Source organism: Nocardioides sp. NPDC054178 (assembly GCF_055585005.1).
This window is the reverse complement of record NZ_JBVJKY010000001.1, coordinates 520,078-537,230: the sequence shown is the minus strand read 5'-3', so window position 1 is coordinate 537,230 and position 17,153 is coordinate 520,078. Positions and strand designations below refer to the sequence as shown.

The following is a 17,153-nucleotide window of genomic DNA, read 5'->3' as shown; positions in this document are numbered from 1 at the left end:
CATCCGGCGTAGTAGCCGGTGAAAGGAGGCCGTGCCTTTGTTTTCCCCCAGACGGGTCTATCGAGGCCGGCGCTTCTGGGGGTGGAGCGTCTCGTGCCGAGCGAGCATGGCGACGTACTCCTCGATCCGCCGCGCCCGCGCGGCCTCGGTCTTCAGGGCGGTGATGCGGTGATAGAGGGCGTAGCGGTTCTGGGAGGTGAGGACGTCGTACATCGCCTGCGCCTCGGGCACCGCGGCGATCGCCGCGAGGAGGTCGGGCGGGGTCTCGGCGGTGGCCGGTCCGGCGTACGCCGCCTCCCACCGCCCATCCGCCTTCGCCGCCTCCACAGCGGCCCGCCCGGCGGCGGTCATCCGGCCCTCGTGCTCGAGACGGTCGATGTGCTCGACGTTCCTCAGTGACCAGCGGCTCTTCGGCCCTCGCGGGGTGAACCGCTGGAACGACGACTGCTCGTCGCGCCGCCGGGCCTGACCGTCGATCCAGCCGAAGCAGAGCGCCTCGTCGAGCGCGGTCTGCCAGGTCAGCGTGGTCAGCGTGCCGCCCTTCTTGGTCAGCACCAGCCAGACCGCGGGCGTATCGGCATGGTGCTCGTCCAACCAGGTCCGCCACGCGGGCGGATCGGGTAGCAGGAGCTCGACTCCGGGCAGGGTGGCCATGAGCCGAAGAGTAGGCCTCAGCGCTCGGCGAGATAAGCCAATTGCGCCCTCACCGAGAGCTCGGCGGCACCCCAGAGGACCTGGTCGACGTCGGCGTACACGATCTCGACGATCGCCCGCGGGTCTGCGTCGGCCGGAGTGACCCCGAGCCCGGCCACAGCGGCCTCGACCTGGCCGAGGCGCTCGCGGCGGTGGGCGATGTAGTAGTCGAGGGCTCCCAGTGCGTTGCCGATGACCGGGCCGTGACCGGGCCAGACGCTGCCGACACCGTGCTCGGAGGCCAAGGCGTGGAGCCGGTCGAGCGAGTCGAGGTAGGCGCCCAGCTCGCCGTCGGGGTGGGCGACCACCGTGGTCCCCCGCCCGAGGACCGTGTCACCGGTCAGCACCGCCCCATCGCCCGGCAGCCAGAAGGACAACGAGTCCGAGGTGTGCCCGGGAGTCCCGACGACGCGGATCTCCAGCCCGTCGACCTCGATGACGTCACCGTCGCCGAGCCCCTCGGTGCCGAGCCGGTATTCAGGATCAAGAGCGCGTACGCCGGCTCCGACCCGCTCCGCGAAGGCCCGTGCCGCCTCGGAGTGGTCGTAGTGATGATGGGTCAGCAGCACCGTCGCCACCTCGCCGGCCGCCTCCGCGACCGCATCGAGATGCCCCTCGTCGAGAGGCCCGGGGTCGATCACGACCGACCGGCGCGCGCCGGGCTCGCGCAGCACCCAGGTGTTGGTGCCGTCGAGCGACATGATCCCGGGGTTGGGCGCGAGGATGCAGCGACCGCGCTCGCCGAAAACACCGCCTGACCAGGACTCGTTCATGAGCGTCCCCTTCCGGCGAGGAGCGTGGCGTGCAGCGGCAGCATCGACAGCGCGTGGCCGCCGTCGACCGCCGTGACGGCCGGGGTGAACATGGTCAGCTCGCGCTCCGCGGCGGCGGCGAGGACGTCGTCCTCGGAGCCGATCGAGGCGACCTCGAGACAGTTGAGGTAGGTCGGCGGCATCATCGCCAGCTCGCCGGCCTCGACCTGGTCGACCGCCTCGGCGGCACCCAGCCAGTGCACCGAGGAGGACTCCGTCGACACGTCGCGGGTCACCTGCCCCTCGGGCAGCCGGGCGACGAAGAACCAGGTCGCGAAGCGCTTCGGCTCGAAGACGGGCGTCGTCCAGGCCGCCCACGGCGCCAGCAGATCCGTACGCAGCACCAGCCCACGCCGGGTCAGCATCTCGGTCAACGACAGCGAGCGCGACTCCAGGGCGACCCGGTCCGTCTCCCAGTCCGAGCCCGAGACATCGGAGACGACGGCATCGGCCGACGTCCCCGCGAGCAGCACGCCGCACTCCTCGAACGTCTCCCGCACCGCCGCGGCGACCAGCGCCCGCGCCCGGGACTCCTCGACGCCGAGCCGGCGCGCCCACTCACCGGCGGACGGCCCGGCCCAGCAGGAGTCGGGCAGATCGGCATCGCGTACGTCCACGCCACCGCCGGGGAAGACGGCCATCCCGGCGGCGAACCCCATCGTCAGCTGCCGACGGAGCAGATAGACCTCCGGGCCGGAGGAGGCGCCGGAGCCCGGCCTCAGCAGCAGCACCGTCGCTGCGTCGCGCGGCTCGACCGGGGTGCGTACGCCCTCGGCGTACTCCCCGGCCAACGCCACGATGTCGTCACCAAGCCGGACTGGAGGGATCGGGATACGCACGTTCGTCACTGTAGCGACGCTCACACCAGGGCCCTACCCCCGTCCGAGGCTCAGATCTCGACGATGATCTCCACCTCGACGGGAGAGTCGAGCGGCAGCACGGGTACGCCGACGGCGGATCGGGTATGGCGCCCAGCGTCACCGAAGACCTTGCCGAGCAGCTCGGAAGCACCGTTGGCGATGCCCGGCTGGCTGGTGAAGTCAGGGGTGGAGGCGACGAAGCAGGTCACCTTGACGACCCGCTTGACCAGCGACAGATCGCCGATCTCGGCCTTCACCGCGGCGAGCGCGTTGAGCGCGCACTGCTGCGCGGCCGCTACGCCCTCCTCGGGCGAGACCTCGCCACCGAGCTTCCCGGTGGACAGCAGCGCGCCGTCCTTCATCGGGAGCTGGCCCGAGGTGAACACGTGGTTGCCCGAGCGCACCGCCGGGATGTAGGCAGCCACCGGCGGCACGACGTCCGGCACGCTCAGCCCGAGCTCGGCGAGGACCTCCTCGGGCCCGCTCACTCCGAGACCGCCCGCTTGAAGAAGCCGACGTAGTTGCCGGTGCCGTTGTCGAGGATGGAGACGAGCTCCCACCCGTCGGCACCGAAGTTGTTGAGGATCTGCGCCGCCGCGTGGTTGAGGATCGGCGCTACCTGGTACTCCCACTTGGTCATATCGGCACCCTACTTCGCGGACCCGCGGACGGGTTTCTCGGCGAGAAGGTTTGACCTTCCAACCGTGCATCCGGCCCACTATCGTCGGGTCCGTGACTTCCACAGAGCAGCTGAAGACGTACGTCGACACCTGGTGGTCCTCCGTCCAGGACCTCCTCGCGCTCCTGGAGGAGCTCTCCGAGCCGGACTGGGACCAGCCCACCGACCTCCCCGGCTGGGACGTCCGCGCCATCGCTTCCCACGTCGCTCACCTGGAGGGCCTCACCGCCGGCGCACCCCGCGAGGACGTCTCCGTGCCGGAGTCGGCCCACATCAAGTCGCCGATGGGCCAGTTCACCGAGATCGGCGTGATCACCCGCCGCGACGCCTCGCCGGCGAGCATCATCGACGAGATCCGCCGCTACACCGCCGTACGCCACGACGAGCTGCTCGCCTCTCCGCCCGAGGACCCCGCGGCACCGGCGCCGGGCGTCTTCGGTGCGATCGGGTGGACCACCGGCAAGCTGCTCCGCAACCGCCCCCTCGACCTCTGGCTGCACGAACAGGACATCCGCCGCGCCACCGGTCGCCCCGGCAACCTCGACAGCCCCGGCGCCCTCCACACCGCCGACTACCTCCTCGAAGGCGTCGGCTTCGTGCTCGCCAAGAAGGCCGGCGGCGCCCCCGGCTCCACGGTCGTCGTCGAGGTCGAGGGCCACGACCCCTACGCCTTCACCGTCACCAAGGAAGGCAAGGGCGTCCCGCAGGCCGACCCGGTCGCCGACCCCACCGTCACCCTCTCCACCGACCGCGAGACGTACGTCCTGCTGGCCGGCGGACGTGCCTCGGCCGACCCTGCCAAGGTGAGGATCTCCGGCGAGGCCACCCTCGGCACCAAGATCGTCGAGAACCTCAACATCACCCCCTGAGTTGCGAGTCCGAGAGTGATCGATAGGTCACTCTCGGGTTCACAACCTCCTCAGCCCGGATAAAGTCGGCGCATGAGCTCCGACTGGCCACACGTGCAGCTGCATGTGGTGACCGGCAAGGGTGGCACGGGCAAGTCGACGGTGGCTGCGGCCCTCGCGCTCGGGCTGGCCTCCCACGGGAAGAACGTCCTGCTGTGCGAGGTCGAGGGCCGCCAGGGGGTGGCGCGGATGTTCGACGTCGACCCGCTGCCCTATGCCGAGACCCGCATCGCGACCGGGCTGCGGATGCGGTCGAGGTCCGGTGCCGACGCCGAGCCCGGCAACGTCTACGCCCTGCACATCGCCCCTGAGGAAGCCCTCCTCGAATACCTCAAGATGTACTACAAGCTCGGCCCGGCCGGCCGCGCCCTCGACCGGTTCGGCGTGATCGAGTTCGCGACCACGATCGCTCCCGGGGTCCGAGACGTCCTCCTCACCGGCAAGCTCTTCGAGGCCGTCCAGCGCAACAGTCGCAACAAGGGCGCGCGGACCTACGACGCCGTCGTGCTCGACGCTCCGCCGACCGGCCGGATCACGAGCTTCCTCAACGTCTCCGAGTCGGTGGCCGGCCTGGCCAAGGTCGGCCCGATCAAGAACCAGGCCGACACGATGATGACCCTGTTCCGCTCCCGCCGCACCGCGGTCCACCTGGTCACGCTGCTCGAGGAGATGCCGGTCCAGGAGACCGCCGACGGCATCAGCGAGCTGCGTGCCGCCGGGCTCCCGGTCGGCGGTGTCATCGTCAACCAGGTACGCCCCCGCGACCTCCCCGACGAGTCCCTCGCCCCCGCCCTCGCCGGCACCCTCGACAGCGAGACGATCGCCGAGGACCTCAAGCGCGCCGGCGTCGAACCCGACCCCGCCCTGATCTCCGCCCTGGCCGACGAGGCGAAGGAGTACGCCGAGCGTCGAGCCCTCGAGGACGCCCAGCGCGACCTCGTCGCCGGCCTCGGGGTCCCGACCTACGAGCTCGACCGGATCGCCGGCGGGATCGACATCGGCGGGCTCTACGAGCTCGCGGCCGAGCTCAAGGACCAGGGGCTCGCATGAGCGACCGCAAGCGAGCGACCATAGGGGTCGTGCCGCCGGTTCCGTATTCTTGGCGCTGTCCTACGGAGGCGGCGGCATGACGTCGCATCCACGCGTCGGCCCGCTCGCCGCCCACGCCGACCACACCCGCGCCCTCGAGATCGACCGGCTGCTCGACGACCGCGACACCCACATCATCGTCTGCTGCGGCAGCGGCGGCGTGGGCAAGACGACCACCTCGGCAGCGCTCGCCCTCCGAGCGGCCGAGCGCGGGCGCAAGGTGGTGGTGCTGACGATCGATCCGGCGCGACGCCTCGCCCAGTCGATGGGCATCGAGCGGCTCGACAACACGCCTCGCACCGTTTCCGGGATCGGCCCCGGGCGGCTCGACGCGATGATGCTCGACATGAAGCGCACCTTCGACGAGGTGGTCGAGTCCCAGGCCAGCCCCGAGAAGGCGCAGCAGATCCTCAACAACCAGTTCTACATCGCGCTGAGCTCCAGCTTCGCGGGCACGCAGGAATACATGGCGATGGAGAAGCTCGGCCAGCTCTACCGCGACTCCTTCGCCCACAACGGCGGCAACGGCGACTACGACCTGATCGTCGTCGACACGCCCCCGAGCCGAAGCGCGCTGGACTTCCTCGACGCCCCCGAGCGCCTCTCCAGCTTCCTCGACGGGCGCTTCCTGCGCCTGATGCTGGCCCCGGCCAAGGGTCCGGTCCGCCTCATGTCGGCCGGGATCAACATCGTCACCAACGCGCTCAAGAAGGTGCTCGGCGGGCAGATGCTCACCGACCTGCAGACCTTTGTGACCGCACTCGACACCGTCTTCGGTGGCTTCCGGCAACGAGCCCAGGAGACGTACGCCCTGCTCCAGGCCGACGAGACCGCCTTCCTCGTCATCGCGGCTCCCGAGCCCGACGCGCTCCGCGAGGCCGCCTACTTCGTCGAGCGCCTCTCCGGCGACCGGATGCCGCTCCAGGGCCTGGTCGTCAACCGGGCCACCCTGCCCGACGACGCCTCTCTGACCGCCGCGGCGGCCGGGGCCGCCTCGGAGCGTCTCCCCGACGCGCCCCTCACCGCCGGGCTGCTGCGGCTCCATGCCGACCGTGCGCTCCTGGTCGAGCGTCAGGACCAGCTGCGCGAACGCTTCGCGGTCGCCCATCCCCAGGTGCCGACCGCCGTCGTGCCGGCGCTGCCCGGTGACGTACACGATCTCGACGGGCTCCGCGAGATCGGCCGGCTGCTGGCCCAGGGCTGAGCACCCGGAAAAGAGGTCGAGCCAGGACGTACGTCACGTACGTCACGTACGTCCTGGCTCAGACCAAGATCTTCAGCGATCCACTCGAGTAGGGGACGAGCGTTCACTCCACCGAGGCGCGGGTGCGCGCGGCCTCGAGCACGGCGCGCCAGGAGGCGTTCGGGCTGCGCCGGAGCAGCGCACGACGCTCGCGCTCGGTCATCCCGCCCCAGACACCCCACTCGATCTGGTTGTCGAGCGCCTCGGCGAGGCACTCGGTGCGGACGACGCAACCGGAGCAGACCATCTTCGCCTTGTTCTGCTCGGCTCCACGCACGAAGAGCTCGTCGGGCTCGTTCTCACGACAAGCGGCCTGCAGCGACCATTCATCAACCCACATTGTGTGCCATCCCTTCGTCGGAGCGCATCGCCCTCCCCAAATGACGGCGTGGGCGCCCGTGCGGACTAAAGGTTAAGGACCTTGACCGGTCGAGTGACACACCCTTCTGACCCAAAGTACGTAGTTCTAAATGACTAGAAGGGGCCTCGGGACCCCGTTTGTGGCCTCCCTGTCCGGCCCCGGTTGCGAATCATGTGCTATTAGCCGCGATCACCTACGATGACGAGCATGTCCTCGCCGTCGCTGCGCCCGCAGACCGTGCTCAAGCACCTCGCCGTCATGTGCGGCGTGGCAGCCGTCCTCGGAGTCGTCGCCGCGGGTCTCGCCATCCCCTTCGCCGGTGTGGCCGGGATCGCGGCCAAGGAGACCGCCGAGAAGATGGACTCGCTGCCGAAGGCCTTCGAGGTCGACGACATGTCCCAGACGACCAAGATCGTCGACCGCAAGGGCAACCTGATCACGACGCTCTACGACCAGAACCGCGTCTACCGTCCTCTCGACCAGATCTCGTCCAACATGACGAAGGCACTGCTGGCGATCGAGGACTACCGCTTCTACCAGCACGGCGCGATGGACCTCAAGGGCACGCTGCGCGCGCTGATCACCAACCAAGCCAGCGACTCCGTGCAGGGTGGCTCCTCGATCACCCAGCAGCTGGTGAAGACGACGCTGGTCTACTCCGCGAAGACCGAGGCCGAGCGCAAGGCGGCCATCGAGAAGTCGACGGCCCGCAAGATCCGTGAGCTGCGCTACGCGATCGCGCTGGAGGAGCAGCACTCCAAGGACTGGATCCTCGAGCGCTACCTCAACGCGGCCTACTTCGGCGACGGCTCCTACGGCGTCCAGGCCGCCGCCAAGCACTACTTCAACGTCAACGCCTCCGAGCTCAACTGGCAGCAGGCGGCGATGCTGGCCGGGATGGTGAAGAACCCCACCGGCTACGACCCGACCAACTACCCCGACGCCACCATCGCCCGCCGCAACGTCGTCATCGACCGGATGGCCGCCCTCAAGGTCGTCTCCCGGCCCGAGGCGGAGAAGCTGAAGGACGCCAGCCTCGGCCTCAACGTCCAGAAGCAGCGCAACGGCTGCCTCGGCTCGTCGGCGGAGTTCTTCTGCGACTACGTGATCAAGTGGCTGCTCAAGGACCCGGCCTTCGGCGAGAACGAGACCGACCGGCTCGCGCTGATCAAGTCGGGCGGACTGACCATCAAGACCACGCTGGACCAGCGGTTCCAGGACGCCGCTCAGGAGTCGGTCGAGGATCACGTCCACGCCACCGACCAGGCCATCGGCGCGCTGGCCATGGTCGAGCCCGGCACCGGTCGGGTCCGGGCGCTCGCCCAGTCCCGTCCGATGGGTGACAACAAGAAGAAGGGCCAGTCCTACCTCAACTACCTGGTCCCGAAGGAGAAGGCCGGCGACTCCAACGGCTTCCAGGCCGGGTCGACCTTCAAGGCGTTCACCCTGGCCGCCGCCATCGAGCAGGGCTTCCCGCTCAAGCAGAAGATCAACTCCCCCGAGGAGCTGACCCTCAACGAGTCCACCTTCGCCGGCTGCCCGGGCGACGGCAACCGCGTCGGTTCGCACACCTTCCACAACTCCACCACCTCGGGCAGCAAGGACGCCTACACCGGCACCCGGGAGTCCGTGAACACCTTCTACGCCCAGCTCTTCCAGCTCACCGGGATGTGCACGCCCTACAAGATGGCGCAGAAGATGGGCGTCAAGCTCACCGCCCCGTTCGGGGTCAGCTTCGACGACGGTCACGTCTGCAAGCCGAGCGAGACCCGCTGCGGCGGCGCCGAGCGCGTACCCACCTTCACCCTCGGCGTCGTCGACGTCAGCCCGCTCGAGATGGCGGAGGCGTACGCGACGTTCGGCGCCCGTGGCAAGCACTGCGACTCGGTGCCGGTCAACGAGATCCTCGACGCCAACGACAAGGTGATCAAGAAGTACGAGCCGACCTGCGAGCAGGCGATGGCCAAGGGCACCGCCGACGCGGTCAACGACATCCTCCGCGGCGTGATGGAGCCGGGCGGCTTCGGCCAGAACCTGGCCCTGTCGGTGCCGAGCGCCGGCAAGACCGGCACCACGCAGGACAACAAGGCGGTGTGGCTGATGGGCTACACGCCGCGGCTCGCGACCGCGGCGATGATCGCCGGAGCCAACTCGGCGGGCACGCCGCTGGGACTCCAGGGCCAGTACATCGGCGGCGACTACATCGCCACCGCATCGGGATCCGGTTTCGCCGGCCCGATGTGGGGCGACGCGATGCAGGTGATCGACAAGTACCTCAAGTGGGTCGACTTCGAGGAGCCCGACCCGAACGTGATCGCGGGTCACACGGTCGACGTCCCCTGGGTCGGCGGCATGACCGTCGAGAAGGCGACGAAGGTGCTGAGGAAGGCCGGGTTCCAGGTCCAGGTGGGCCCGCAGGCGCACTCGGAGTACGACCCGGGCCTGGTCGCCTTCACCACGCCCTCCGGTGACGCTGCCGAGGGATCGCCGATCACGATCTACACCTCGCTCGGCCCGGAGCCGAAGCCCGACCCCAAGCCCGAGAAGAAGAAGCAGCCGGACAGGAAGAAGCCCGGCGGCGGCAACGAGAAACCGGCCGCGGTCGAGGAAGAGCCCGACTTCGGCTGGGAATGGCCGACCGGCTGACGCCGAACCCTGTCCAAACGACTGTGGCCCCACCGATTCGGTGGGGCCACAGTCGTTCTCGGACTACCGTTCAGGCGAGCTGCTTGCGCACCTCGGCGGCCACGGCGCCGCCGTCGGCCTTGCCCTTGGTCTGCGGGGTCAGCACGCCCATCACCTTGCCCATGGCGCGCATCCCCTCCTCGGCCGCACCGGTCTGGGCGATGGCCTTGCTGACCAGGTCGGAGATCTCCTCGGCGCTCAGCTGAGCGGGCAGGTACTCGGTGATCACCGCGGCCTCCGCGGTCTCCTTCTCGGCCTGCTCGGCGCGACCACCGTCGGCGAAGGCCGTCGCCGCCTCGCGCCGCTTCTTGGCCTCGCGGGTCAGGATCGTGATGATCTCGTCGTCGGTGAGCTCCTTGGCCTCCTTGCCGGCGACCTCGGCCTCGGTGATCGAGGCCATGACCATGCGCAGCGTGCCGGCGCGCTCCTTGTCACGGGCCTTCATCGCGGAGGTCAGGTCGGTCCTCAGCTGGTCCTTCAGAGTGCTCATGGACCCATTGTGGCAGGGTTGAGCCATGCGGCTCGCCTCAGCAATCGGCCCAGCAATCGGCCCAGTAGTCGGCACAGCACTGGGCACCGGGCTCGCCACCGGCGCGGCCATCACGGCGTACGCCTTGTGGGAGGCCCGTCAGTACACGCTGCGCCACGTCGGGCTGCCCGTGCTGCCCGAGGGCGCGGACCCGCTGCGGGTGCTCCATCTCTCCGACATGCACGTGGTTCCCTCGCAGCACAAGAAGCTCGACTGGATCGCGTCGCTGGCCGCGCTGAAGCCCGACCTGGTCGTCGACACCGGTGACAACCTGGCCCACCAGCGGGCGGTGCCGTCGATCGTCAACGCCCTCGGCACGCTGCTCGACGTACCGGGCGTCTTCGTGCACGGCTCCAACGACTACTACGAGCCGCGGCTGCGCAACCCGATCGGCTACCTGCTGCCGGACAACGGCAAGCGGCAGACGAACGTGCCCCAGCTCCCCTGGCGTGACCTGTCCGCGTCCTTCACCAAGTCCGGCTGGCTGGACCTCACCAACACGCGCTCCTCGTTGACCGTCAAGGGCATCGAGATCGCCTTCGCGGGCGTCGACGACCCCCACCTGCGCCTCGACGACCTGTCGGCGGTCCGCGGCCCCGCGGACCCGGCCGCGGACGTACGCCTCGGGGTCGCCCACGCCCCCTATCTACGAGTCCTGGACCAGTTCACCGCCGACGGCTACGACGCGATCCTGGCCGGCCACACCCACGGCGGTCAGATCTGCCTGCCGGGCGGCCGAGCCCTGGCCACCAACTGCGATCTCGACCCCGCCCGGGTGCGCGGACTGCACACTCACACCCACGCCGGACGCCAGGCCTGGCTGCACGTGTCCGCCGGCCTCGGCACCTCGCCCTACACCCGGATCCGCATCGCCTGCCGGCCCGAGGCGACCCTCCTAACGCTCACCCCGCGTGGGTCCTCTCGTCGGTAGGGCCCGATTACGGGTCCGGGGAGTCTCTGGGCTATGCTCATTCCTCGTTGGACCGTTTGTTCGGTGCAGCATTCGGGTTGTAGCGCAGCTTGGTAGCGCACCTCGTTCGGGACGAGGGGGCCGCAGGTTCAAATCCTGTCAACCCGACATCGAGCTCAGGCTCGGAGATCGCAAGATCTCCGAGCCTGATCCCGTTTTCCGAGGCAGTAGTGTCGTCGCCATGAGCTTCGACACGCGCAACGGCACCCGCGGCGCCAGGCAGCCCTCGGCCAACCTCCTCCTCAAGCTGGGCAACAAGCTGATGATGAGCCGCGCCCGCAAGAGCAAGGCCACGACGGCCGGGATGCGCCTCCTCGTGCTCACCACGATCGGCAAGAAGAGCGGCGAACCCCGTTCGTCGCCACTGGCCTGGTTCCCGGGCGATGACGGCACCTGGCTGGTCGTCGCCTCCGCCGGCGGCGCGGCCAAGAACCCTGCCTGGTACTACAACCTCGCCGCCAACCCCGACCGGGTCACGATCGAGTTGGGCGGCGAGACCATTCCGGTGACGGCCGAGCAGCTCCACGGTGAGGCGCGGGCGCAGGCCTGGGCCAGGATCGTCGCCTCCGCTGCCAACTTCGGAACCTACGAGGAGAAGACCGACCGCGAGATCCCGGTCATCCGTCTGACCCGCGCCTGAGTTCAAATGTGACGCTCGGCATGCGAAACTGCCCCTCATGAGCAACGACCCCGCCGACAAGCTCGCCGCGCCGTCGTTCGGTTTCAAGAAGAAGCGTGGGGGTACGAAGCCGGCGAACGTCAAGCCAGAGAAGACCCAGCCCCAGAAGGCTCAGCCCCCGAAGACTCGGGTCGAGACGGCATCGGTCGAGGCCGTTCCGGTCGAGTCAGCCTCGGCGGAGAAGACCCAGGTGCTGGAGAAGACGGCACCACCCGTCATCGCTCCCGAGCCGCCTGCGGAGGAGTCTGCGGAGAAACCGGCCGCGAAGCCGGCGAAGAAGCAGAAGGCGCAGAAGCCGCCCAAGCCTGCGAAGGAACCGAAAGCCCCCAAGGCGCCCAGGGAGCCCAAGGACCCGAGCCGGCGACGGATCAATGTCGGCACTCCGTCGGGTCTGTCCGCAGCGGTCATGATCGGGGCCATCGTCGGCGCATTCATGGCCCTGGCCGTCTGGTTCAGCGGCACCGTGAGCCAGTGGACACGAGGCACCTCGTCGCTCGGCGACAAGGGAGCGATCATCCTCATCGCCGTCTTCGCCCTCGCGATCATCGTCGGCGGCTACCTCCTCCGCCTGGCCGCCGCCCGCTCCCCCTTCACGATCAGCTTCCTCGGCTCGGCCCTCGTCGCCGTACTCTCGATGCTCTTCCTCACCGACCTCTTCGTCCACGCCTGGGGAGTGATCATCGTCGTGATCCTCTCCGCCGCCGCCTACGCCCTCGCCTACTGGGTCACGACCAACTACATCGACTGACCGCCAAGGCCGAGACGTCACCCCGACGGCCGAGACGTCAGCCCCTTCGGCCGAAGCGTCACCCCGGTCGGGCGAGACGTCAGCCCGGTCGGGCGAGATGTCAGCCCGGTCGGGCGAGACGTCAGCCCGGTCGGGCGAGATGTCAGCCCGGTCGGGCGAGACGTCAGCCCGGTCGACCGAAGCGTCAGCCCGGTCGGGCGAAGCGTCACCCCCGTCGACCGAGACGTCACCCCCGTCGACCGAGACGTCACCCCCGTCGGCCGAAGCGTCACCACGGTGCCACCTCGGCCGACGTACCTGACGTCTCGTCAGAGGGCGGCGGCTACCAGCTCAGCGATCTGGACCGTGTTGAGCGCAGCGCCCTTGCGGAGGTTGTCGTTGGAGATGAACAGCGCGAGGCCACGGTTGTCCGGTACGCCCTCGTCCTGGCGGATCCGGCCGACGTAGGAGGGGTCCTTGCCGGCGGCGTACAGCGGAGTGGGTACCTCGCGAAGCTCGACGCCCGGGGCGTTCGACAGGATCTCGGTGGCTCGCTCGGGGGTCAGCGGCGAGGAGAACTCGGCGTTGATCGCGAGCGAGTGACCGGTGACGACCGGGACGCGGACGCAGATGCCGGAGACCCGCAGGTCGGGCAGGGACAGGATCTTGCGGGACTCGTTGCGGAGCTTCTGCTCCTCGTCGGTCTCGTTCAGGCCGTCGTCGACCAGCGACCCGGCCAGCGGGAGAACGTTGTAGGCGATGGTCTCGACGTACTTGTCCGGCTCCGGGAACGCGATCGCGGAGCCGTCGTAGGCCAGCTCGCGGGCCTTGTCACCGGCGGCGGCGACGCCGTTGACGAGCTCCTCGACACCGGCGACGCCGGAGCCCGAGACCGCCTGGTAGGTCGACACGATGAGGCGCTCGAGACCGGCTTCGTCGTGGAGCGCCTTGAGGGCCGGCATCGCGGCCATCGTGGTGCAGTTGGGGTTGGCGATGATGCCCTGGCGGGCCGCGATCACCCCGTCCATCGCCGAGGGGTTGACCTCGGAGACGACCAGGGGGATCTCCGGGTCCTTGCGCCACGCCGAGGAGTTGTCGATGACGATCACACCGGCGTCCGCGAACTTCGGCGCCAGCGCCTTGGAGGTGGCGCCACCGGCGGAGAAGATCGCGATGTCGAGGCCCGACGGGTCAGCGGTGGCGGCGTCCTCGACAACGACCGAGCGGTCACCGAACTCGATGGTCTTGCCGGCCGAGCGTGCCGAGGCGAAGAAACGGACCTCGCCCAGCGGGAAGCCGCGCTCGAGCAGGATCTGGCGTACGGCGACGCCCACCTGTCCGGTCGCTCCCACGATTCCCAGATTGATGCTCATCGGCCGGTCCCTCCGTAGACGATGGCCTCTACGTCGCTGTCGAGGCCGAATGCTTTGTGTGTGGCGCGCACGGCGCGGTCGAGGTCGTCGGCGCTGACGAGCACCGAGACCCTGATCTCCGAGGTCGACACCATCCGGATGAAGACTCCCGCAGCGGCGAGCGCGGCGAAGAATCGCGAGGTGATCCCCGGATGCGTACGCATCCCCGCACCGACGATGGAGAGCTTGCCGATCTGCTCGTCGGCGATCGGGTCGGCGAAGCCGATCTCGCTCTGGATGTCGCCCAGGGCCGCTCGGGCCAACTTCACGTCGGTGCGCGGGAGCGTGAACGAGATGTCGGTGCGTCGCGTCTCCTCGGCCGAGACGTTCTGGACGATCATGTCGATGTTGATGCCGGCCTCGGCGAGGGTGTCGAAGACGCGGGCCGCCTCGCCCGGCTCGTCGGTGACACCCACCAGGGTGATCTTGGCTTCGCTGCGGTCGTGCGCGATGCCGACGATCTCGGGGACGTCGCCGTTGGGCTCGGCACCGTAGGAGACCTTCTCGACCTCGACGTCGCTGAACTGCTCCGCCGCGGCCTGCACCGCCCGGTCGACCTCGTCGTCGTCGACGACGACCGAGACCCGCACCTCGGAGGTGGAGATCATCTGGATGTTGACCCCGGCCTGGGCGATGGCCGAGAAGAAGTCGGCGATCTTCTTCGGCTGCGTGCGCAGCCCGGCGCCGGTCAGCGAGACCTTGCCCATCCTCGGCTCGGCGCTGACCCGCTCGAAGCCGACCTCTGCCTGGGCCAGCTCCAGCGCCTCCACGGCACGCTCGACGTCGTCGCGGGGCAGGGTGAAGGTGATGTCGGTGCGCTCGGTCTTGGCCGCCGAGGCGTCCTGAACGACCATGTCGACGTTGATCCCGACTCCGGCGATGATCTCGAAGACCTTCGCGGCCGCGCCGACCTTGTCGGGCGCGTTGACGACGGTGATCTTCGCCTGGCTGCGGTCGTAGGCGATGGCGGCGACGATCGGCGCCTCCATACCGGCATCCGTGCCCGGCTGGTGGTCGCCCTGCGGCGAGCCCGCGTCGATGCTGCCCTTGACCACGGTGCCGTTGAGGGTGGAGAAGGAGGAGCGTACGTGGATCGGGAGGCTGTGACGCCGGGCGAACTCCACCGAGCGCAGGTGGAGCACCTTCGCGCCGGAGGCCGCCAGCTCGAGCATCTCCTCGAAGGCGACCGAGCTCAGCTTGCGAGCGGTCGGGACGATCCGCGGGTCGGCGGTGAAGACACCGTCGACGTCGGTGTAGATCTCGCAGACGTCGGCGTTCAGCGCCACCGCCAGCGCGACCGCGGTGGTGTCGGTGCCGCCACGGCCCAGCGTGGTGATGTCCTTGGTGTCCCTGGAGACGCCCTGGAAGCCGGCCACGATCGCGATCGCGCCGTCGCCGATCGCTGCCTGGATCCGCTCCGGGGTGATGCTGAGGATCTTGGCGCGCCCGTGCTGCGCATCGGTGATCAGACCGGCCTGCGACCCGGTGAACGACCGAGCCTCGTACGCCAGCCCGCGCTCGTTCGCGACGTCGTTGATCGCCATCGCGAGCAGCGCCATCGACTGCCGCTCGCCGGAGGTGAGCAGCATGTCGAACTCACGCGCGTGCGCGGTCGCATCGGGCGAGACCTTGTTGGCCAGGTCGATCAGCTCGTCGGTGGTGTCGCCCATGGCAGAGACGGCCACGACCACGTCGTGGCCCTGCTCTTTGGTCGCGACCACTCGCTGAGCCACGCGCTTGATGCCTGCAGCGTCCGCGACCGAACTGCCACCGTACTTCTGAACGACGATTCCCACGGCGGGAAAGTCTACGTTGCCGATACGGGCGTCTTCTCCAGCATCTCATCAGCGGCAGCCAGGTCCTCGTCCTCACCGGTGAACGGCTCGGAGTCGAGGCGGTCGTGAGCGACCACGGTGAGCAGTGCGTTGAGCACGGCACCGGCCAGGTTGCCCCAGTTGTTGACGTAGCTGAACTGCCACCACCACAGCGCCTCGTCGACGTCGCCGAGACGGTAGTGACGCAGGCCGTACTCCAGGTCGGTCACCAGGCTGGCGACGTCGTCGGAGATCTGGCTGTCGACCACGTCCGGGCTGTACGGATCGAAGACGAAGCTGTAGGTGTCGATGTCCCCGAACATCTCGGCAAGCCCCATCCGGAGCTCATCGACGTCGGCCTCCATACCCACGTCGGGCTGGAACTCCTCACGAGGCTCGAAGTCCTGCTGGGCACCCAGTCGCGCGCCCGCCAGCAGGATCTGGCTCACCTCCAGCAGCAGCATCGGGACAGCGCTGCCACCATCGCCGTCGGCAGCTATCGCCCGCACCGAGAGCAGGAAGCTCTCCACCGAGTCGGCGATGCTGGTGGCGAAGTCCTTGCCGGTCAAGTCGTTCGTCATGACGGCCCCCTTCCCGAGGTCCCTTGAATCGTCAGGCTACCGCCGAAGTCGCCGCCTGACGAGGGTAAAGAGTCGGCTCTTAGCGACTACTCAGCCGCGCGCCGGCCGGCGAACGCGCGCCCGAGGGTGACCTCGTCGGCGTACTCCAGATCGCCACCGACCGGGAGGCCGCTGGCCAGGCGGGTGACCTTCAGCCCGAGCGGGCTCAGCTGACGGGTCAGGTAGGTCGCCGTCGCCTCACCCTCGAGGTTGGGGTCGGTGGCGAGGATCACCTCGGTGATGCCGGGGTCGTTGAGCCGCTGGACGAGCTCCCGGATCCGCAGCTGGTCGGGACCGATCCCGTCGATCGGGCTGATCGCGCCACCGAGCACGTGATAGCGCCCGCGGAACTCGCGGGTGCGCTCGATCGCGACGACGTCCTTGTACTCCTCGACCACGCACAGCACCGACTGCTCGCGACGCGGGTCGCGACAGATCCGGCAGGTCTCCTCCTCGGAGACGTTGAAGCAGACCGAGCAGAACTTCACCTTCGCCTTGACCTCGTTGAGGATCGAGGCCAGCCGATGTACGTCGGCGGGATCAGCCTGGAGCAGATGGAACGCGATCCGCTGAGCGCTCTTCGGACCTACGCCCGGCAGCCGTCCCAGCTCGTCGATGAGGTCTTGGACCACACCCTCGTACAACTTGGTTATCGCCTGTCTCTAGCTGTGCTTGTCTCAGAACCCGAGCTTGAACGGCGGCTCGCCGCCGCCGGGCGCACCGGGGCCGCCGAGACCGCCCGCGAGCGGGCCCATCGCCTCACCGGCGAGCGCGTCGGCCTTGCCCTTGGCCTCGCGGTAGGCGGCCACGATCACGGCGCCGAGGTCCTCGAGGTCGTCGGGGTTGCTGCCGTCGAACTCGCCCTGCTTGATCTCCACACCGACCAGCTCGCCGGTGCCGGTGAGCTTGACGGTCACCGCACCACCGGCGACGGTGCCGTCGACGATCGTCTCGGCGAGCTTCTCCTGGGCGTCGACGATCTGGCTCTGCAGCGCCTGGGCCTGCTGCATGATCGCGTTGAGGTCGAAGCCGCCCTCGCCGCCGAGGCCTTCGAGTGGGTTCGTCATCTGTG

19 protein-coding genes, 1 tRNA gene and 1 pseudogene are annotated in these 17,153 nt (G+C 69.0%); 8 read left to right on the top strand and 13 right to left on the bottom strand.

Features of this window, described 5'->3' with window-relative positions:
- Nucleotides 1-57: 57 nt before the first annotated feature.
- Genes ACZ6WN_RS02590 through ACZ6WN_RS02570 form a run of 5 tightly spaced genes read right to left on the bottom strand, consistent with a single transcriptional unit; the run spans nucleotide 58 to nucleotide 3,005 of the window.
- On the bottom strand, nucleotides 58-654 hold the full coding sequence (locus ACZ6WN_RS02590; RefSeq protein ID WP_465862501.1) for a YdeI/OmpD-associated family protein: 597 nt from the start codon (nucleotides 652-654) through the stop codon (nucleotides 58-60).
- A gap of 17 nt (nucleotides 655-671) precedes the next feature.
- Nucleotides 672-1,466, bottom strand: a complete 795-nt coding sequence (locus ACZ6WN_RS02585; RefSeq protein ID WP_465862500.1) for an MBL fold metallo-hydrolase — start codon at nucleotides 1,464-1,466, stop codon at nucleotides 672-674.
- A complete protein-coding gene (locus tag ACZ6WN_RS02580) occupies nucleotides 1,463-2,344 on the bottom strand; it encodes an NUDIX hydrolase (RefSeq protein ID WP_465862499.1) in 882 nt (293 codons plus the stop codon). The genes ACZ6WN_RS02585 and ACZ6WN_RS02580 overlap by 4 nt, the downstream gene beginning before the upstream one ends.
- 50 nt (nucleotides 2,345-2,394) lie before the next feature.
- Nucleotides 2,395-2,853 (bottom strand): RidA family protein, encoded by a 459-nt coding sequence (locus ACZ6WN_RS02575; protein WP_465862497.1) that lies wholly within the window; start codon nucleotides 2,851-2,853, stop codon nucleotides 2,395-2,397.
- Nucleotides 2,850-3,005 carry a DUF4177 domain-containing protein gene (locus ACZ6WN_RS02570; protein WP_141791386.1) on the bottom strand — a complete coding sequence of 52 codons (156 nt, stop codon included), beginning with the start codon at nucleotides 3,003-3,005 and terminating at the stop codon, nucleotides 2,850-2,852. Before ACZ6WN_RS02570 ends, ACZ6WN_RS02575 begins: the two co-directional genes overlap by 4 nt.
- A gap of 92 nt (nucleotides 3,006-3,097) precedes the next feature.
- On the opposite strand from ACZ6WN_RS02570, the gene ACZ6WN_RS02565 reads away from it, so the two are divergent.
- The 3 genes from ACZ6WN_RS02565 to bagB all read left to right on the top strand — a co-directional run bounded on the left by ACZ6WN_RS02565 (nucleotide 3,098) and on the right by bagB (nucleotide 6,245).
- Entirely contained in the window at nucleotides 3,098-3,913 is an 816-nt protein-coding gene (locus ACZ6WN_RS02565; protein ID WP_465862495.1) for a maleylpyruvate isomerase family mycothiol-dependent enzyme, read from the top strand.
- 72 nt (nucleotides 3,914-3,985) lie between these two features.
- Nucleotides 3,986-5,002: an ATPase BagA gene (gene bagA / locus ACZ6WN_RS02560; protein ID WP_357337166.1), complete on the top strand. Its 1,017-nt coding sequence runs from the start codon at nucleotides 3,986-3,988 to the stop codon at nucleotides 5,000-5,002.
- Nucleotides 5,003-5,078: 76 nt separating this feature from the next.
- Entirely contained in the window at nucleotides 5,079-6,245 is a 1,167-nt protein-coding gene (gene bagB / locus ACZ6WN_RS02555; RefSeq protein ID WP_465862493.1) for an ATPase BagB, read from the top strand.
- 103 nt (nucleotides 6,246-6,348) lie between these two features.
- Here bagB and ACZ6WN_RS02550 read toward each other — a convergent pair whose 3' ends face one another.
- On the bottom strand, nucleotides 6,349-6,624 hold the full coding sequence (locus ACZ6WN_RS02550; protein WP_045548985.1) for a WhiB family transcriptional regulator: 276 nt from the start codon (nucleotides 6,622-6,624) through the stop codon (nucleotides 6,349-6,351).
- Between the two features lie 228 nt (nucleotides 6,625-6,852).
- Between ACZ6WN_RS02550 and ACZ6WN_RS02545 the strand changes: the two genes are divergently transcribed.
- Complete coding sequence (locus ACZ6WN_RS02545) at nucleotides 6,853-9,291, top strand: transglycosylase domain-containing protein (protein WP_465862491.1); 2,439 nt, start codon at nucleotides 6,853-6,855, stop codon at nucleotides 9,289-9,291.
- 70 nt (nucleotides 9,292-9,361) lie between these two features.
- Here ACZ6WN_RS02545 and ACZ6WN_RS02540 read toward each other — a convergent pair whose 3' ends face one another.
- Nucleotides 9,362-9,820, bottom strand: a complete 459-nt coding sequence (locus tag ACZ6WN_RS02540; RefSeq protein ID WP_465862489.1) for a GatB/YqeY domain-containing protein — start codon at nucleotides 9,818-9,820, stop codon at nucleotides 9,362-9,364.
- A 25-nt stretch (nucleotides 9,821-9,845) separates the two neighbouring features.
- On the opposite strand from ACZ6WN_RS02540, the gene ACZ6WN_RS02535 reads away from it, so the two are divergent.
- From ACZ6WN_RS02535 to ACZ6WN_RS02520, 4 genes are all read left to right on the top strand, one after another.
- Nucleotides 9,846-10,790, top strand: a complete 945-nt coding sequence (locus tag ACZ6WN_RS02535) for a metallophosphoesterase (protein WP_465862488.1) — start codon at nucleotides 9,846-9,848, stop codon at nucleotides 10,788-10,790.
- Between the two features lie 73 nt (nucleotides 10,791-10,863).
- Nucleotides 10,864-10,937 (top strand) — tRNA-Pro (locus ACZ6WN_RS02530).
- A gap of 73 nt (nucleotides 10,938-11,010) precedes the next feature.
- Nucleotides 11,011-11,469 (top strand): nitroreductase family deazaflavin-dependent oxidoreductase, encoded by a 459-nt coding sequence (locus tag ACZ6WN_RS02525; RefSeq protein WP_465862486.1) that lies wholly within the window; start codon nucleotides 11,011-11,013, stop codon nucleotides 11,467-11,469.
- 37 nt (nucleotides 11,470-11,506) lie between these two features.
- Nucleotides 11,507-12,256, top strand: a complete 750-nt coding sequence (locus tag ACZ6WN_RS02520) for a hypothetical protein (protein ID WP_465862485.1) — start codon at nucleotides 11,507-11,509, stop codon at nucleotides 12,254-12,256.
- Nucleotides 12,257-12,564: 308 nt separating this feature from the next.
- Here the strand turns inward: ACZ6WN_RS02520 and ACZ6WN_RS02515 are convergent, their stop codons facing one another.
- The 6 genes and pseudogenes from ACZ6WN_RS02515 to ACZ6WN_RS02490 all read right to left on the bottom strand — a co-directional run bounded on the left by ACZ6WN_RS02515 (nucleotide 12,565) and on the right by ACZ6WN_RS02490 (nucleotide 17,148).
- Nucleotides 12,565-13,608, bottom strand: a complete 1,044-nt coding sequence (locus ACZ6WN_RS02515; RefSeq protein WP_465862483.1) for an aspartate-semialdehyde dehydrogenase — start codon at nucleotides 13,606-13,608, stop codon at nucleotides 12,565-12,567.
- Nucleotides 13,605-14,063: an ACT domain-containing protein gene (locus ACZ6WN_RS02510; protein ID WP_465863508.1), complete on the bottom strand. Its 459-nt coding sequence runs from the start codon at nucleotides 14,061-14,063 to the stop codon at nucleotides 13,605-13,607. The genes ACZ6WN_RS02515 and ACZ6WN_RS02510 overlap by 4 nt, the downstream gene beginning before the upstream one ends.
- 75 nt (nucleotides 14,064-14,138) lie before the next feature.
- Nucleotides 14,139-15,443: pseudogene (locus ACZ6WN_RS02505) on the bottom strand (aspartate kinase); the annotation flags it as partial.
- An 11-nt stretch (nucleotides 15,444-15,454) separates the two neighbouring features.
- Nucleotides 15,455-16,042 carry a DUF5063 domain-containing protein gene (locus ACZ6WN_RS02500; RefSeq protein WP_141791375.1) on the bottom strand — a complete coding sequence of 196 codons (588 nt, stop codon included), beginning with the start codon at nucleotides 16,040-16,042 and terminating at the stop codon, nucleotides 15,455-15,457.
- 86 nt (nucleotides 16,043-16,128) lie between these two features.
- Entirely contained in the window at nucleotides 16,129-16,725 is a 597-nt protein-coding gene (gene recR, locus ACZ6WN_RS02495) for a recombination mediator RecR (RefSeq protein ID WP_008356228.1), read from the bottom strand.
- 33 nt (nucleotides 16,726-16,758) lie between these two features.
- Nucleotides 16,759-17,148 (bottom strand): YbaB/EbfC family nucleoid-associated protein, encoded by a 390-nt coding sequence (locus tag ACZ6WN_RS02490; RefSeq protein WP_378817442.1) that lies wholly within the window; start codon nucleotides 17,146-17,148, stop codon nucleotides 16,759-16,761.
- Nucleotides 17,149-17,153 lie beyond the last annotated feature (5 nt).